This is a genomic window from Meiothermus sp. Pnk-1, from assembly GCF_003226535.1.
Taxonomy (GTDB): domain Bacteria; phylum Deinococcota; class Deinococci; order Deinococcales; family Thermaceae; genus Allomeiothermus.
The window spans coordinates 113432-129513 of sequence record NZ_QKOB01000005.1; the positions used below are offsets into that span (position 1 = coordinate 113432).

Below are 16082 nucleotides of genomic sequence, written 5' to 3' on the forward strand. Positions count from 1 at the left end.
ATGGCCTTGTTGGGCACTGGGGCTGGGCTGCTACGGCCGTGGTTTGGGCTGTCCAACCCCAAGCCCACCGACTTCTATTGGCCAGAAGGGGCTTCAAGGGGCGGTGAGAGTGATGGTAATGGGATTGGCCATCTGAACGCTATAAATCTGGCCCTGCATCCCGATACCGGTAATGTTATCGGTGATGTCCAGGTTGCTCCCGCTAAAGGCACCACTAAACGCACTGAGCGTGACGGTATAGGTGCCCGCAGTGAGCGGGGTGGGGGGGTCGGTTTGGGCTCGAGGTTGGAAGGTGCGATCCGAGCCGAGATAGAAGGCCAGATCGGAGATACCCGAGCCGCCGTTGCGTTGGAAGGTGACCTGGTACAAAGCATTGTAGCCAGGCTGGGCTGCAGCGCTGTCGCTCCAGGATGCGGTTAGGCTAGAGGCGCTGTAGCTCCCCCCGTTCGACAGGTTGCTCCAGGCCACGTTGCCCACCGCAAAGGCCGAACCGCTGCCATCTATGCTTCCGTTGCCATCGGCGTCTATGTTCAGGGTGTAGCGCTTGCCGGGTTCGACCGCGAAGTTGCCGGCAGAGTAGACTCCCGGCGTCAACTCGCTAAGGGTCGCTTCCTTGCCCGTGTTGTCGCTGATGGTGATTTTGGCCCCGGCGGCAGGCTCGGCGTTCTCCAGTTCGCCATCGGCGTTGGGGATGCCCTTCTCGAGCTGCATGAAAACGGCCCCACCAGGCTGCAACAAAGCGGTTGCCCTGAAGAAGCCCTCGGGGGCCAAGCCCAGTTGGATGCGAACCGGGTCGTCCTGTTCGCCCTTCATGGCCCCTACCCGCTGGGAAAGACCACTACGGCACGGCCCGAACTCAAGCGGCGCTAGATCAACCTCCTCCACCCGCCCGATCTCGATCACCTTGGCACCCTTTTTAGGCACCAGGTTCCCCTTGTCGTCCACATAGGTGTCGGTGTAGGTCTTGGTGGCGAAGAACTTGACCGGCACATCTCTCTCCACGGTGATAAAGGCGTCGCCGTTCTTGTCGCTCACCGACCGCAGCCCTGGGCTCGCGGTGATCACCGCCCCCTCAAGGGGTTTCCCGGTCAGCTTACTGGTCACATTTACGAACACGCAGGCCTGATGCTGCACCGCCGGAGCCCCGCCATACCAGGAGAAGTGGCGGATGCTGGCCTTGAGCACCGGGGTGGTGCCGTCCACGCTCGAGCGCTCCACCGTGCCTTCTACAAAGTCTTCCCAGCGCCCGGTCTGGGGGTTGTAGGCGTAACAGTGAATCTTGTCACCAATTTTGTACTCGCTGCGCAGTTCGGGCGGGATGGGGAGTTCGACAATCGCGCTAAAGCCTGGCTTGAGGTTGATGCGGCGGTTTTGCGAGTCCAGGATGCTGAACTCGGCGAAGGTCACCGCTCTCAGCGGGGTGGGGCTGGCGCTCCCGGCCACCAGGTCGCCCGGCAGGGCTGCGCCTTCCTTGGTGGGGTCGAGGGGGGTCACCACCACCTGCAGGTTGGTGTCGGTGGTGTCTAGGCTATTGGGTTGGAAGATGACGGCATAAGGACCGGCCTCGGTGGGCTGGAAGAGGGTGCGGGCCTGGGTGGGGTTGTAGTTTTGTTCCGCGCCACCTTTTTTCAGCGCCACCACGATGGCTTGTGCGCTGTCGGTGGACTCGGCCAGACCATGCCCAGGTGCATAGCCCGCTTTTTCCAGGTCAACCTTGACCAACCCCGGCGGCAGGTTCTGCAAAATGAACTCCCCTCGGCTGTCGGTGGTGGTAGTCTGATTGCTTCCTACCACCGAGACCTTGACGCCGCTGAGCCGAGCTCCGGTGCCGATATCGGTTACCAGTCCTACAACCGTATTGGTAGCGCTTGAGCCGTTGTTCCCACCCCCACCATTGTTGCCGCTGCAAGCCACCAGAAAACCCAATAATGCACCCACCCATAGAGCATTCCTCATGGTTTCCTCCTGTTACCTACGTACCACCACCACATCAAACGAAAGGCCATCAATGGGGATGGCTTTCAAAACGCTGGAACTTTTCAAGTCGAACACCAATAGGTGGCCCTCGGTGCCGCTGCTCACGATGTAAGCCAGGCGCCCATCCGGCGATAGGGCCGCATGGGTGGGGTTGACAAAGGTCTTGCCGGCGAGCTCGAGCCGGTGATTTTCGCTCTGGCCGGTCTCTAGGTCGAGTAGCGAGACCGCGTTGGAGTAGTAATTGAGCGAAAGGATCAGACCCTCTCCCACCCGCAGCATGCCCAGCGGCCCGGGGGTGACGGTGAAGCTTTTGGGTGGGGTGCCGGGTGCGTGCAGGCTGAGGGTGTTGGACTCGAAGTTAGAAACCAGAGCACTGTTTTCCAGAGGCAGCACAAACGCAGGGTCGGAGCCGCTGGGGGCTTCGGCCAGGGTCTGCCAGGTTTGTTCGTCGAGCCAGCGAACCGCGCTTGCTTCGGTGCTGGGATGGCGGGGGCGCAGGGCCACCACCAGCCTCGAACCCACCCTGGCCACATCGGCGGCCTCATTGGCTGCGCCCGTAGGGGGCAGGTCTTGCAAGCGCACTACCGCCCCATCCTTCAGGTCAATTTCGCTCAAGCGCCCCTGGCGGATGTGCGATACAAACAATTTAGAAGCGTCGCTCGAGAGCGCAATCCCCACCGGCCGCTCACCCACAATGAAGGGCTTGGCCCCGCCGGGGTTGTGGCAGGCAAAGCAGGTGGTTTTGGAGAACGCATCCTGGTCAAAATGAGCTTGAATCACGCTGCCATCGGCGCGTTTGTCGGGCACGGGCGCGGTGAGGAAGGTGCGGGAGACCTCAAGACGCTGCACATCCACCTCCGCTACCGCCTGCGAACCCACCAGCACCACATAGACCTTGCTACCATCCGGGTTCAGAAGCATCCGGTGAGGCAGCCCACCCACGGTGATGCGCTTGAGTGTGCGGCCCTGCACCGGGTCAACCACCGCGATGGTGCTCGAGCCGGCCTGGCTCACCAGCACATAGTGGGGGCGGGCCGGCAGCGCAGAGGAGCATCCTAAAAGCAGCAGGCCCAGAGCTAGTACAAGAGCCCTACGCATCGTTATCTACCCTTATCGCAGTAAGCGGGCGCACCCGGGGTTGGCTGTTGGGGTTGATCGACCGCACATATGGCCCAAGTTGCCAGCAGTAGCTGGGCTCCTACCAGTTGTTTCGTACATCCCGACCCCCTGTGCCAAGGGTAGACAACCCCGCATGACTGGAGCATGACCGGCTACTGGGGCCTCTCCTCCGACTCGGTTTCCATCTCCTGCTGCAAAAACGCTATCAAGGCACTGAGTTCGGCGAAATAGTGGCGCTCCTCGCCCTGGCTGACCGAGGCCCGCCAGACCACACCTTCGGGGGTGGGCTCGTACCAGATGCGAACCACATAGATTTGGGTGCTGGTAGCGGCCACAGTCTCTACCTTTAGCGCACCTCGAGGCCCCTGTCGGTAAACCTGAGCTGCTCTGGCTTCACCCCCAGCACTACCGAGAGCAGCCCCCCGGCGATCTCCTGGTAGGTCTTCATTAGGGCTGCATCGTTTTCTTGCGTTGCTACCGAGTAACCGGCCAGAGGAAGGGTAGCCATCAGCACGAAAAGCTCATATAGGCGCTGGCGCTCCGGGCCGGTGGCTTTTTTGAACTCGGGCGAGCCTCCAAACGCTTCTTCCACTACCCTCCACAAACCCAACAGCGCCTGTTCCGAGGGCTCTTCGCCGGTGTAAACCAGGTAGCAGACCCCCACGAAGTACGTAAAAGCCATGGCCACGTTGTTGGGGCGGTCCAGCCGCCGGGCTTCGTCTTCGTAAAGCTCGAGTCCCAGCTCGAATACTTTGACAAGCTCGGCTTGCTGGGCTTTGTTCTTGGTTAGGGATTGTGCGAAAGCCTGCGCCAGTAACGGTTTAGGGCCGGGGCTAAAGGTAGTTTTGGGAATCGAAGGAGGTAGGGCGCTCCCCCCTTGTTTTTGCCGGTTTTGTTTGAAGTACGACTGCATTACAGCCTTATTGATGGCCATCTGGGTTGTATTCATGAGATTGCTGTAGGCCATGTAGACGTTGGCCTGGTAAATGTTGTTGAAACTCTGTATGGGAGTGCTCCATCCCCCAGCACTGTACTGAGCCTGCGCCGCGCTCATCAGTGAAAACACCAATAACGCCAAAGTGTGCCTGCTCATTGGCTCTCCTTTCCTGCCAAGGAAATGTGGGTGTCGGCAGGAGGAGGCACTCCACCGACACCCCGAGGTGCTACTTCTGTACCGTGATGGTGGCGCCGGTAATGGGTAGACCACTCACGGTGGGGCTTCCCTGGGCGCTCACGGCAGTCAGGTTGATCTGATAGGTCTTATTAACTGGAACCGTGTTCTGGTCTCCGCCCCCACAGGCGGCCAGGGTCAGGGCCAGCGCCAGGGCCAGGAAGCCCGCCCTTAACGAGCGCATCCGCCACGCCCCCAGGAGCATCAGGGGCAGCAAGCCAAGCAAGAGAGGCGCAGGCAGGGATGGGAGGCTCTGGGCCTTCAGCACCGCCGGATGGGCCGCCAACGTGCTGGCGATATCGGCGGCCACCAGGAACTGGCTGTTGCCCGTGCTGAGGGCCAGCGGGCTGGAGAGGGTAAGCGTAAGAGTACCATTGTCGGCGCTAAAGGTGCCGTTGGCAATGGGGGTTTCGCCTGAGTCAATCTGGCCGTTGGCGTTGGCATCGCGGATCAGCTTAACCGCCGTAAGGTCTAGGCTGTCGTTGCCGCTGCCACTGGCTTGCAGGGTGATGCTTTGCAACTGGGTGGCCTGCGAAGGATTGAGGGTAAAAGCCAGCATCGCGACATTGCTCTGGCCCTTGCTGCGGGTGGCATCGGTGGGGGCGTTGGCGGGCTTGGCTGCGGTGATGGTCAAGCCCGCGGGTGCGGTGTTGAAGGTAGCGGTCACGGTTTGGGCGGCATTCATGGTGACGGTGCAGGTACCCGTACCCGTGCAGGCCCCACTCCACCCGGCGAAGGTAGAGCCGCTGGCCGCCGCTGTGCTTAGGGTTACCGAGGTCCCGGCGTTGAACGCAGCAGAGCAGGTAGCACCGCAGTTGATCCCCGAAGGGTTGCTGGTGACGGTACCGCTGCCGCTGCCGGCTTTGTTGACGGTCAGGTTGAAAGTAGATGTGGGTGCGGTGTTGAAGGTAGCCGTGACCGACTTGGCTGCATCCATGGTGACCGAGCAGGTTCCGGTACCCGTGCAGGCCCCGCTCCACCCAGCAAAGCTCGAGCCCGACGCAGGGGTGGCGGTTAGCGTGACCGTGGTGCCCTGGGCGAAGTTGGCCGAGCAGGTAGCGCCGCAGTTGATACCTGAGGGGCTGCTCGTCACGGTGCCCGAACCCGTACCGTTCTTGCTAAGCGTAAGGGCAAAGGTAGGGGCCACCAAGGTGGTGAAGGTCTGGGTGGGGCTGTTGAAGGTTCCTGCATCGGTGACGAAGCGGTAGCGCCAATAGTAGGTGGTAGAGGGGTTCAGACCCGTGAGGTTGGTGCTGACGCTGGGAAAGTTGAGGCTGGTATTGGGTACGTTGGTTCCGGGGGTGGACGAACCAAAGGATGTGCTGGTTCCGTAATCTACATAGAGCAAGCCGCTTTTGTAGTAGCTGTAGAGGTTGGTGGCAAGGGTAGCAGAGGTAGAGGTCACACCCGAGCTCTGGGTGTTTTGGAAACTAGCCTGGTAAAAAACCGTTACTGGCTGATAGGGAGTCGCATTGCCATAGGCAGTTTGAGCAACTGCGCTCAAGCGGTGGGTGTTTGGCCCTCCTAGACCCAATAGCTGCTTGTTGAACCGCACCGGCACCCGAATTTCCACCCACCAGCCCGGGGCCACCGCCGACCAGCCGTAGTACAGGCCGCCGAATGGCCCTGTGGAGGCCGTCTGTGAACAGGCCCCGTTGGCATCGTTGGTAAAGGCTTCTGTGTACCCATCGCTGAAGCGCACCCGGTAGCAATACACCGGATAGGAGGCGCTCACCACCGGGGTCGCACCATCGGGCAGGAAAAAGTCAAAACCCACCGCATCGTTGACACAGCCGCTCACATTGGCGCTTACCGCCCGCACATAAGCGATGTCGCCGGTTTTGGGATAGGGTTCATTGGGGTCGGTGAAGTAGCCAACAAAGCTTTGTGAAACCACGACGATATTGCCTGTGACTGGACAGGCAGTTTGTAGCGATTGAAAATTACCGTCAAAGTAGGCTCGAGCCGCCAAGCCGCTTCCAAACCACCCCATCATTAGAACAAAGGCAATCAAACTTCTTGGCACGATCATTTTTCCTTCCGACGGTTAGGGTTGAACAAGCTGGATGTTGATGCCGCTACGGGGCGGTTTTACGATTGCAGGATTGCCCTGGCTATCCAGGTAAATCCCAATCAGGCCCTGGGCCTCGTTCTGGGCAACAATAACGTAATCACCGGCTGCTAAGCCTTCTATACTGAAATTGCCGCTTCTGCCAGAGGTGTTGATGCTGGTGGTTTTACTTTTGTCTTGGTCACACGAGTCTGTAGCGGCCAGGTAGAAGCAGGCCAACACCACAGTGCCCTGTACGGTGGCCCCTGCAGGAGCCGTGACAGTGCCGGAAAAGCCGCCGCCGCCCCCACCCCCACAAGCGCCTAAAGTAAGCAAAATCCCAAGAGCCAACAAAGCTTGCATCGGCCTCATATGATCCTCCCTCCCTCGCGGTGCCTAAGATAGGAAAAGCAGCATGACTGGAGGATGACCGAACAAAACAGACCCCCGCGGGGGTCTGTCCGAAGGGTTATCTGGATCGGGCTTGCTCGAGCCACCTTCGCTGGTCTGGCGTCAGGCGGGACAGGTTGTCGCTCAGCACATCTAGCTGGAAGTTGGCCTGAAGGTTGCCAGGCCGGACGGCCGCCAAGTTGCCGCTATTGTCCACCACCCCGCCCAGGTAGTCGCCCTGGTCTACATTCTTGTTGTTGTTCAGGTCTTTCCAGCCCAGCACTGCGTAATCGCCGTCTGTCAAATCGGCAATGGCGTAGCTGGCCGAGGTACCACCCTGATCGATCTGGATGGCCTTGGAGCGGCTAGGGTCGCAGTCGCCCTGGGCGATATAACAGGCCAGTACCACCGTACCTTGCACGCTGGCATTGGTGCCGCTCCCGACCCTCAGGCTAAGGGGCAGGTTGGCAAAGGTGCTACCCGAAGTGCCCCGCACTGTGAGGGCATAGGTTCCGTTGGGAACACTGGCGGCTACATTCAGGGTCAGGGTGCTGTCGTTCGAGGAGGTGTTGGCCGGGTTGAAGCTCCCGCTCACCCCGGTGGGTGCGCCTTGTAGGCTCAGGCTCACCGCTCCGCTAAATCCGCCGCTGCGGCTGATGGTGATGGGTACATTCACGCTGCCGCCTGGCTGAGCGGTCAGGATGGTATTGGTAGTGGACAGGCTGAAGCTCGAGACCGTGCCACCCTGCACCGCAGCCAGGGCCGCATTGGCGTCAATGAGGCCCGCCCCGCAGTCGTTGCCGCTGGGCCGGCTGCACTGGGTGGCGGTCAGAGGCCTGGCGGTGGACTTCAAGATCTGCAGGGCCTGCGCAGTATCGAGGTTGGGGCTAAGGGCCTTCATCAGGGCCACCACCCCCGCCACGTGGGGTGCGGCCATCGAGGTGCCGTTCAAGAATTTGTAGTTGAACTGCTTGGTCTGGTCGTCGAACCCCAGGCTCAGCACCCCATCCGAATAGCCGTCATTGTTTAGATCTTTGCTCACATCCCCGCCCGGCGCCATCACATCCACGCGGGCGCCGTAGTTGGAGTAAGGTGCGCGGGCCCCCGCATAGTCGGTGGCTCCCACGGTGATGACGTTGGCGCAACTGGCCGGGCTGTAGAGCGAGGCATCGTCGTTTTCGTTGCCGGCGGCCACCACCACCACCACCCCCTTACCGGTTACCAGATTGATGGCGTTCTGTCGGGCGGTGGTGCAGGTGCTCTTACCCCCCAGACTCATATTGATGACCTTGGCCGGGTTGGCGTTGGTGGGCAGGCCGGGCACCGGCTCGCCTGCGGCCCACAGGATGGCATCCACCTGGTCGGCCACGGTGGCCCCCAGGAGGCCAATCACCCGCACGTGCAGGAGGCGGGCTGACCAGTCTACCCCGGCCACGCCCTGGTTGTTGTTGGTCGCAGCCCCCACCGTACCGCCCACGTGCGTGCCGTGATAGTGGGTGCTTTGCTCGTCGCCCACGTCGTAGGGGTCGGGGTCGCGGCCATCGCCGTCGCCTGCGTTGGCAAAGGGGTCGGCACCGCTGATGGGCGAGACCATGTCGTAGCCCGGTACCAAGCGGCTGTCGATGTCGGGGTGCGACCGGGCTGTGTTGCTAGGGCTGAAGAGTACCCCGGTATCCAGGATGGCCACCACTACGCTGTTGGAGCCCGTGGTGCGATCCCAGGCCTGAGGCAGGTTGATGGCGGAGTAGTGCCACTGCAGATCGTAGTACTCGTCGTTGGGCGCAGCCAGGGGCTGCTCGAGCCAGTTCAGGTCGGCAGAGGCCACGTCCGAACGGCTGCGAAGGGCGGCCAGCAAGGCCGGGGTCTCGGCTTCGCTTACATCGGCTCGGTACAGGGCCGTGCGGGGCAGCCCCAAAGGCCGCACTTGCTGGAGTTCCACCGGCCTACCCTGCACCTCTAGCCGCAGGCTGCTCACCGACTGGAGGCTGACCCCCCCCTGAAACTCTACCAGCACCTCCCCCGGTATAAAGCGCGCCTCGCCCGTGCGCCGGAGTGGGCTCGGCTGGGGGTCAATTTGAAGGCGCTGTCCGGTGATGCTGGAGCCCAGCGAAACCGTCCCGCCAATGTTGCCCGACCCTCCCCCAATACTGCCCGACCCTCCCCTCGGGCAAGCCGTCAGTAGCGTCAGCAAGATCCCGCCCAATAACCACCTTGCATACATGGCCTACCTCCTGCTCCTGATCAAGCGCCCTCTTGCCTTAGAAGAAAATCCGGCAACCATGTCGCGGAAAATAACCCCCGGGGCGTGACTGAAGGATGACAGGCGCTAAAAGGTAGTAATCCCCGCCGACTGGGCCGCCTCGAGGATCGCCTTGCAGAGGGGGTTTTGGCTCAGAAAGCTGGGGCGGTGCGCAGGGGGTACTTGCTGCTGAGCAATTTGCAGCAGGTGGTGTACTACTGATTGAAGCTGGGCGTTATCGGCCTTGTGGCCGGTCGCTTGAACCCGGTAGTGAACCCACAGCACCTCGAGCCTTGTACAGCCCGTGGGCCAGTATGTCTGTAGCTTCTTTACTGCCGCCCGAATGTGGCGCTGGGCTTCTTTCAAATGTCCGGAAGGCGCGGGCGCTTCCAAGCAAACTTTAGCCCAGAGGGTGTGGGCCGCGATCTCGAGACTCGGCCAGTCGTTTTTCTGGGCCAGGGTCAAGGCTTCTTGAAGAAGTTGTAAAGCCTGCCCTGAGATGCTCATGCGGGCTTTGGCTAGCAGATAGCGGCCATAAGCCAGGCCTCGGTGGTCGGAAAAAAGCACCTTGAGTCGCTTGAGGATGGGCACCAGCGGTGCACCTTGCTGGTGGGCCAGAAGGGCTTGCAAAATACGGTAGGTGGCCTCATCGCGCTGAGGAAGTTCGGGTTCGCCCAAGGCCCGACCCAGCCAGTCCGAAGCCAACCCCCACTCGCCCCACACCCAGTACAAGCGGGCCATCTGGTACTCGCTGAAAGCCCGCGTCCAGCCCCACTCTTCGGGCACAATATGCAAAGCGCGTTCCAGGGTTTGCTGGGCTTCGGCGTAGCGCTCCAGGTCGTAGTAGCGCAGGGCTAGGTTGTTGAGGTGGTGTACCTCGCGACCCACCACCCCCTGCATGCCCTCGAGCAGTCGCTGAGCCTGTAGCTGGGCTTCCAGGGCTGCCTCGGCGTAGCCCAGCGCCGCCAGAGAGACTGCGCAGTTGTGGTGAAGGCCCATTTGGGTGAGCCGGTTGGCGGATTGCACCAGAACAGGCTCGGCTTCCCGGTAGTAAGCCAGGGCCTGGCGGTGGCGCTCGAGCTGGTCGTAGGCGATGCCCAGCCGGGATGTGCAGATGGCCGCCTGGAGCGCATCGTCCCGCTCCAGATGAAGCTGCCGCAGTTGCTGTAGCGCCTCCAGCAGGGCCGGGGTCTTGCGCTGCACATAAAGCGACTGGGCCAGGGCGTCCAACAGTCGCACCTGCAGGTCGGGCTCTGCCACCTGTTCGGCTAGCTGCAAGCCCTGCCGGGCTGCTTCTTCGGCCTCGGGGCCGTAGGCATGTTCAGCTAGTCGGATGGCCTCGCGCAGCCAGACCCGGGCCTGCTGGGCGGGGGTTTCGGCCAGGGCATGCATGCGTTCGATGAGCGCCGCGTGGCGCTGGCCGGTGTCGAAGCGCACGAGCACCTGGCTCAGGGCCTCCAGGAGTTCGAAGGCCTGGGGTTGGCTGGCATGCTCGAGGGCCTGCTCGTAGAATTGGGCGGCTTCGGTCAGCCGGTAGGCGGCCTCGGCCTTTTGGGCAGCTTGCACCAGAAAGGGAATGGCCCGGCGGGGCTCGCCCTCGAGCCAGTGCTGCGCAATGCGGGCCGCATCGGCTTGCTGGCCTTCTAGATACAGCGCGATTTGCTGGTGCAGATAGGTTTTGACGCTGGCCGGAACGCTGCTCAGGGTCGCCTCGTAGAGTAGGTCATGGACGAAGCTAGAGCCGCGCAGGAGTTGGGCTGCCTCGAGTTCGGCCCAGGGCTTGAGCAGTTCCAGGGGGGTACTCTGGAGCACGGTAGCGGCCAGCTCGAAGGAAAAGTCCAGCCCGGCCACCGCCGCCGTGCTTACCAACCGTTGAGCGCCCAGAGAGAGGCGCTCTAGGCGGGACTGGATCAGGGTGGTGATCTTGCTGGAAACCGGCAGGCGGGCTGGCTTCCGCTGGCCGAGCCCGCCCGATTCCCATAGGCTGCGCAGGGTCTCGAGCAGGAAAAAGGGGTTGCCGCCGGTATGGCGGAAGAGCACCTGGGCCCAGTCTGGAGCAGTCTCATCCAGCTCTGGTAGCTCGAGGCTCTCCAGCAGCCCCTGTACCGCGGCAAGATCCAGCGGCTGTACCTCAACCCGCAAGGCCCGGCCGCTCTGGACATCCTGAGCCAATAGCGCTTCAAACTCCGCCGGTAGTTCGCCGGTACGAAAGGCCAAGACCATGCGCAGCGAGCCCGGGCTGCTCCAGTGCGGGCTAAAAACGAAATGCAGCACCTCGAGGCTGGCCAGGTCGGCAAAATGCAGGTCGTCCAGACAAATCAGCCCCATCCCTTCGGCCACCGCCCGCCGCACCAGCTCGGCCTGGGCCTGAAAGAAGCGCAATTTATCGGCCTGGGTTTGCATGGGGGGTTGGGCCGGGCCGAGTTCGGGCAGAACACGCGATAGCTCGAGCCGGGCCCATTCCGGCAGGGCCAGACCCGGAAAAAGCTCCAGAATCTGGCGGCAGATTCGGCTGTGGGTCGCATAGGGAACGCCCATATCACCCGGGCGGCCCTCGCAAAGCAAAGCCCGGCCCTGGTGGCTCCTCAGAAAGTCCTGTAACAACCGGCTTTTACCCACCCCAGGTGAACCCGATAGCAGAATGACCTGCCCTTGGGCCCAGGCCTGCTCCATCTGGGCCCACTCGGCCTCGCGCCCTAAAAGGCGGGGCGGGCGCAGCACCGAGAGCGGAATCTCCGGGCAGGGCACTGGGCGGTGGGGAACGACGGGTTCTCCTCGCTCAATCTGCCGGAAAAGCTCCAAGGTCTCCGGCAGCGGCTCTACCCCCATCTCTCGCTGAAGCACTCCCCGGCAACGCTCAAAAGCCGCTATGGCCGCGCTCCGGTCACCCAGCAAGTACCACAAGCGCATCACCCGGCGGTGGGCGGTTTCTGAAAGAGCATCGAATTCCAGGAGGCGTTCGGCGTAGCTCAGAGCCTCCCGGTACTGCCCAGTCTGCTCGAACCCATCGGCCAGCGCTGTTAGCGAGTTGCGACGCAAATCGTCCAAACGTTCGCGCCTGATCAAGAGCCAGTCGTCGAAGTCGGGGCAGTCGTCGTAGTCGTGGCCCTCGAGCAAGCGGCCCCGGCTTTGTACTACCTCGGCATGGCGGCCCGCAAAGTGGGCGACCTCGAGGGCAGCCACGTCTACCTCCAGCCCTTGCAATTCCAGCACATCCCCTCCCCTTACCAGCTCGGCCCCCGTAGCCTGCTTGAGCCGCCGCAGAGCCTGGGCCAGGTTGTTGCGGGCGGTGGCCTCGGGGGACTCGGGCCAAAGCAAGCCCGCCAGCTTAGAGCGGCTGGTGGAGCCTTCCAGGGTTAGGTAGGCTAGAATGCCCGCCGTCTTGCGCTCAACCGGGCGAAGCTGACGCGTTTGGATCTGCAAAACCGGAACACCCAACAGCTCCAGACGCCCACGGGATATCTGGGCCTCCTCCGGGCGTTTAAGTTCCGGCATTTAAACATTGTAGGAATCCACGTCAAGGCCGAGAGTTTGTTTGGCACAAAGTTAACCAGGCATTTTTATGGATCAAGTGGTCCAAGAATGGGGAGTAGTTGTAAGTTGGGCGGGTGGATGACACTCGCCTGAGCGATAAACCGTGGGCGGTGCTACCCCCCCGACCTGCGAAGGGGCGTAGGCGCGGTCAGGATCGAGCGGTGCTGAGCGGGATCATGTACCGGTTGAAAACGGGGTGCAGGCGGCGGGATATGCCGCCGGGAGCCCCGGCCACTACTGGCCTGACCGCTGGGTGAGAGAAGGATCGCGGGGGCGCTCGTGGCAGCAGATACTGAGTAGGCTGTGGGCGGCGGGGAAGCTGGGGCCCAGCCAGGCAGTACCCACTGGACGCGAGCCTGGACAAAGCCTTCGACTCCATGCCCCTGCGCCGCAAGCTCCGAGCCCGGGCCTCGGTTCCCGAACGCCGGTACACACATCGCCGTCACCGCGGCCCCAAACCCACCGGCGCCACCAGGTTGAGCGCCTGCACGCCTGGATGGACCACTACCGGGTTTTGCTGCCTCGCTCCGCTCGGCGAAGCTACGCCACATCTGCATCCGCGCCCTGCTCAACTGGTGAGCCTTGTTCTTGGACTAATTGGTACAACGTTTGACCTACGACCCCCAGGATCAGGGCTTCCACACCGCGATCACGCTAGGGTCGATGGGGGTGATCTTATGTTCGGCGGGCAAGTAGGCCGCCTCGCCCCGGCGCAGGTGCAGGTAGCTGCCCTCGGGGAGGTCTACCACCACTTCGCCCTCCAGCACCAGGTACATCTGGGGCTCGTGCACGTCTTCGGGTTTTTGCAGGTAGTAGGCGCGAAACCTCTCCACGCCGGGGAAGCGGGCTTCGCCTTGGGCTTTGCAAAGACGGATCAGGTGGAGTTTCACGCGGTAACGGCTTCTTTCTTGCTGCGCCCGTAGGCCATGCGCAGCTTGAACATGCCCTTGCGGAAGAGGGTGAGGGCTTCATCTTCGGGTAGGTTCAGGGCCTTGGCGGCTTCGGGAACCGCTTTTTGCTGCCCCTGGGTGCGCCGCACTACCTCGGCTTCCTGGGCCGGTAGGTTTAGCCGCGCCACCAGGGGCTCGAGGTCCTTCCAGGTCGCGGGCTTTTTCTTACCCTGGGCGCTGGCCGCTTTGCGCTTGGCGTTCGGGGCCTTTCCGTTCTCCCGCCGCTCGTGCAGCGCCTTGAGGTCGGGCCCGCCGTAGCGTTCGCAATCGGGGTTGGAACAGGCGGTCTTATCGCGTCCTTTTTGGATCTCGTTCCAGCCGCAGATGGGGCACTTGGACTCGAGCACCCGGTCAAAGGAGAGGAAATCGCAATTGTTGCAGCGGTAGTAGGGCTTGCCGCGCCTGGAGATCTTCTGCACGATCTCCCCGGCGTGGCACTTGGGGCATTCTATGCCCGTGGATGGGGCTTCGTCGCGGGAGTAGTCGCACTCGGGGTAACGGCTGCAGCTGATGAAGCTGCCGTAGCGCCCGTGGCGGCGCACCAACTCACCCTGGTGGCATTTGGGGCACGCCTCGCCGATGGGCTCGGCGGCCCGCTTAGCCTCGAGCCGCTCGGTGTGGCGGCACTCGGGATAGCCAGTGCAGCCCAAGAACTGCCCAAAACGGCTCACCTTGACCTCCATCGGCCGGCCGCAGACCGGACACGTCCGGCGCGGCAGGCGACTCACCTCCTCCATGAAGGGCTCGTAAAACTCGCGCACCACCTTAGGCCAGGGTACCTTGCCCTCTTCGATCCGGTCGAGGTGATCTTCCATGGTGGCGGTAAAGTCGTAGGCCACCACCCGGGGGAAGTGCTCCACCAACCACCGCACCACGTCCTTGCCAAGCGGGGTAGGTTTGAGGGTTTTTCCGTTGCGCTCGAGGTACAGCCGCTTCTCCAGGGTATCTATGGTAGGGGCGTAGGTGGAGGGGCGTCCGATGCCCAGCTCCTCCAGGGTCTTCACCAGCGAGGCGTCGGTGTAGCGCGAGGGGGGCTCGGTGAAGTGCTGTTCGGGCTCGAGCTCCAAAAGCCGGGTGTAACTTCCCTCGCTGAGATTGGGCAACGAGCTGTCGGCTTCCTCCTCGGATTCGCGGCCCCAGACCTTCAAGTAGCCGTCGAACTTGAGGATCGAGCCCGTGGCACGAAACACGAAACGGCCTCCCTCGACCGTCACCGTGGTCTGGTCGAACAGCGCCGGGGTCATCTGGCTAGCTACAAAGCGCCGCCAGATCAGGTCGTAGAGCCGGTATTCCTCCTCGGTGAGGTGTTTTCGTATGGAGTCGGGGGTGCGGCTGGGTGAGGTCGGGCGGATGGCTTCGTGGGCGTCCTGGGTGCTCGCAGTTTTCTTGCCGCTGTAGAAGTTGGGCTTATCGGGTAAGTAGGGGTGCCCAAACCGCTGGGCGATCACCTCGCGCACTTCCGCCAGGGCTTCCTGCGAGACCCGTACCGAGTCGGTGCGCATATAGGTGATGAGGCCCACCGTGCCCTCGGGCAGGTCAATGCCCTCGTAAAGCTTTTGGGCGACGCGCATGGTGCGCCCTGCGGTCCAGCCCAGGCGTCCGCTGGCGGCTTGTTGCAGGGTCGAGGTGGTGAAGGGAGCCGCGGGGGAGCGCCGCCGCTCGCGCCGGTCGATCTTGCCGATGCGCCACTGGGGAACCTGCCGGATGCGCTCCACTACCTCGCGGGTTCGGGCTTCGCTGGTAAGCAGGAACCTCTCGGCGGTCTGCACCCGTTCGCCCTCCACGCTGTAGAGCATGGCTTTAAAGCGCTCCGGACCGCTCTCGAACAGCCCTGCGACCGTCCAGTACTCTTGGGGCACAAAGGCTTCGATCTCGGCCTCGCGCTCGACCAGCAGCCGGAGCGCCACCGACTGCACCCGCCCGGCGGAGAGCGCCCGGCGGCGAAACTCCTGGGCCAACAAGGGAGAGAGGTTATACCCCACCAGCCGGTCGAGGACGCGCCGGGCCTGCTGGGCGTCTACCAGGCTTTGGTCGATGGGGCGGGGGTTGCGGATGGCCTCGCGCACCACGCGGGGAGTAATCTCATGGAACTCGACGCGCATGGGCCTCGAGGGGTCCAACTCCAGCAGCCGCGCCACATGCCAGCCGATGGCCTCACCCTCACGGTCGGGGTCGGTGGCGATCAGCACATCCTTGCCCTTGGCGGCCCGTTTGAGTTCGTCCACCACCGGTTTTTTGTCCTTCTTGACCTCGTATTCGGGAGCGAAATCCCGCTCGACATCCACCCCCAAATCGCGCTCAGGGAGGTCGGCCACATGGCCTTTGCTGGCTTTGACCTCGTAACCGGCCCCGAGCATCTTGGCGATGCTCTTGGCTTTGGCCGGGGATTCGACGATGACTAAAGTTCCTTTGTTTGCCATGTTGCTCCAGTGCCCGAGAGGGGCTGGGCTCACCCGGGAAGAAGGAAGAGGGCGGGGTGAGATGCTCGGCTCACTATATAGGGGATAAGATGCGCAATCTGTCAAGTGCGCTAGTAGCTAGGCTGGGGCTAGAGGTTCTAAACGCGCCGGCAATGTGAGGTATGTCGTACGCCATACGTCGTGGGCGAGACGCCAAATGCAAAGCGCGGGGGACCACTAAATCCACGGGGCT

The 16082-nt window shown here is 62.5% G+C and carries 11 protein-coding genes; 1 reads left to right on the plus strand and 10 read right to left on the minus strand.

Annotated features, from left to right (window positions below):
- Positions 1–93: 93 nt before the first annotated feature.
- From DNA98_RS08975 to DNA98_RS09015, 8 genes are all read right to left on the minus strand, one after another.
- A complete protein-coding gene (locus DNA98_RS08975) occupies positions 94–1956 on the minus strand; it encodes a DUF4249 family protein (RefSeq protein WP_110529305.1) in 1863 nt (620 codons plus the stop codon).
- 12 nt (positions 1957–1968) lie between these two features.
- Complete coding sequence (locus DNA98_RS08980) at positions 1969–3075, minus strand: YncE family protein (protein WP_129865634.1); 1107 nt, start codon at positions 3073–3075, stop codon at positions 1969–1971.
- 173 nt (positions 3076–3248) lie between these two features.
- On the minus strand, positions 3249–3431 hold the full coding sequence (locus DNA98_RS08985) for a hypothetical protein (protein ID WP_110529310.1): 183 nt from the start codon (positions 3429–3431) through the stop codon (positions 3249–3251).
- A gap of 11 nt (positions 3432–3442) precedes the next feature.
- Entirely contained in the window at positions 3443–4189 is a 747-nt protein-coding gene (locus tag DNA98_RS08990; RefSeq protein WP_129865635.1) for a DUF6683 family protein, read from the minus strand.
- Between the two features lie 70 nt (positions 4190–4259).
- Complete coding sequence (locus tag DNA98_RS17805; protein WP_158531632.1) at positions 4260–6164, minus strand: hypothetical protein; 1905 nt, start codon at positions 6162–6164, stop codon at positions 4260–4262.
- A gap of 150 nt (positions 6165–6314) precedes the next feature.
- Entirely contained in the window at positions 6315–6680 is a 366-nt protein-coding gene (locus tag DNA98_RS09005; RefSeq protein WP_129865637.1) for a carboxypeptidase-like regulatory domain-containing protein, read from the minus strand.
- A 106-nt stretch (positions 6681–6786) separates the two neighbouring features.
- Positions 6787–8928 (minus strand): S8 family peptidase, encoded by a 2142-nt coding sequence (locus DNA98_RS09010; RefSeq protein ID WP_110529322.1) that lies wholly within the window; start codon positions 8926–8928, stop codon positions 6787–6789.
- Between the two features lie 105 nt (positions 8929–9033).
- Positions 9034–12441 (minus strand): AAA family ATPase, encoded by a 3408-nt coding sequence (locus DNA98_RS09015; RefSeq protein ID WP_110529324.1) that lies wholly within the window; start codon positions 12439–12441, stop codon positions 9034–9036.
- A gap of 149 nt (positions 12442–12590) precedes the next feature.
- Here DNA98_RS09015 and DNA98_RS18515 point away from each other — a divergent pair, with 149 nt between their 5' ends.
- Positions 12591–12737 (plus strand): transposase, encoded by a 147-nt coding sequence (locus DNA98_RS18515; protein WP_370444442.1) that lies wholly within the window; start codon positions 12591–12593, stop codon positions 12735–12737.
- 372 nt (positions 12738–13109) lie between these two features.
- On the opposite strand, the gene DNA98_RS09025 is transcribed toward DNA98_RS18515, so the two are convergent.
- Together DNA98_RS09025 and topA are read right to left on the minus strand one after the other, a co-directional pair.
- Positions 13110–13370, minus strand: coding sequence for a hypothetical protein (locus tag DNA98_RS09025; RefSeq protein WP_110529330.1), 261 nt, complete (start codon positions 13368–13370; stop codon positions 13110–13112).
- A complete protein-coding gene (topA, locus tag DNA98_RS09030; RefSeq protein WP_110529528.1) occupies positions 13367–15850 on the minus strand; it encodes a type I DNA topoisomerase in 2484 nt (827 codons plus the stop codon). The genes DNA98_RS09025 and topA overlap by 4 nt, the downstream gene beginning before the upstream one ends.
- Between the last annotated feature and the right edge of the window lie 232 nt (positions 15851–16082).

Bases quoted from the DNA above. Each gene is read 5' to 3' on its own strand.
- DNA98_RS09010 (WP_110529322.1), bottom strand. From the start codon at position 8,928: ATGTATGCAAGGTGGTTATTGGGCGGGATCTTGCTGACGCTACTGACG.
- DNA98_RS09005 (WP_129865637.1), bottom strand. From the start codon at position 6,680: ATGCAAGCTTTGTTGGCTCTTGGGATTTTGCTTACTTTAGGCGCTTGT.
- topA (WP_110529528.1), bottom strand. From the start codon at position 15,850: ATGGCAAACAAAGGAACTTTAGTCATCGTCGAATCCCCGGCCAAAGCC.
- DNA98_RS08990 (WP_129865635.1), bottom strand. From the start codon at position 4,189: ATGAGCAGGCACACTTTGGCGTTATTGGTGTTTTCACTGATGAGCGCG.
- DNA98_RS09015 (WP_110529324.1), bottom strand. From the start codon at position 12,441: ATGCCGGAACTTAAACGCCCGGAGGAGGCCCAGATATCCCGTGGGCGT.
- DNA98_RS08975 (WP_110529305.1), bottom strand. From the start codon at position 1,956: ATGAGGAATGCTCTATGGGTGGGTGCATTATTGGGTTTTCTGGTGGCT.
- DNA98_RS08980 (WP_129865634.1), bottom strand. From the start codon at position 3,075: ATGCGTAGGGCTCTTGTACTAGCTCTGGGCCTGCTGCTTTTAGGATGC.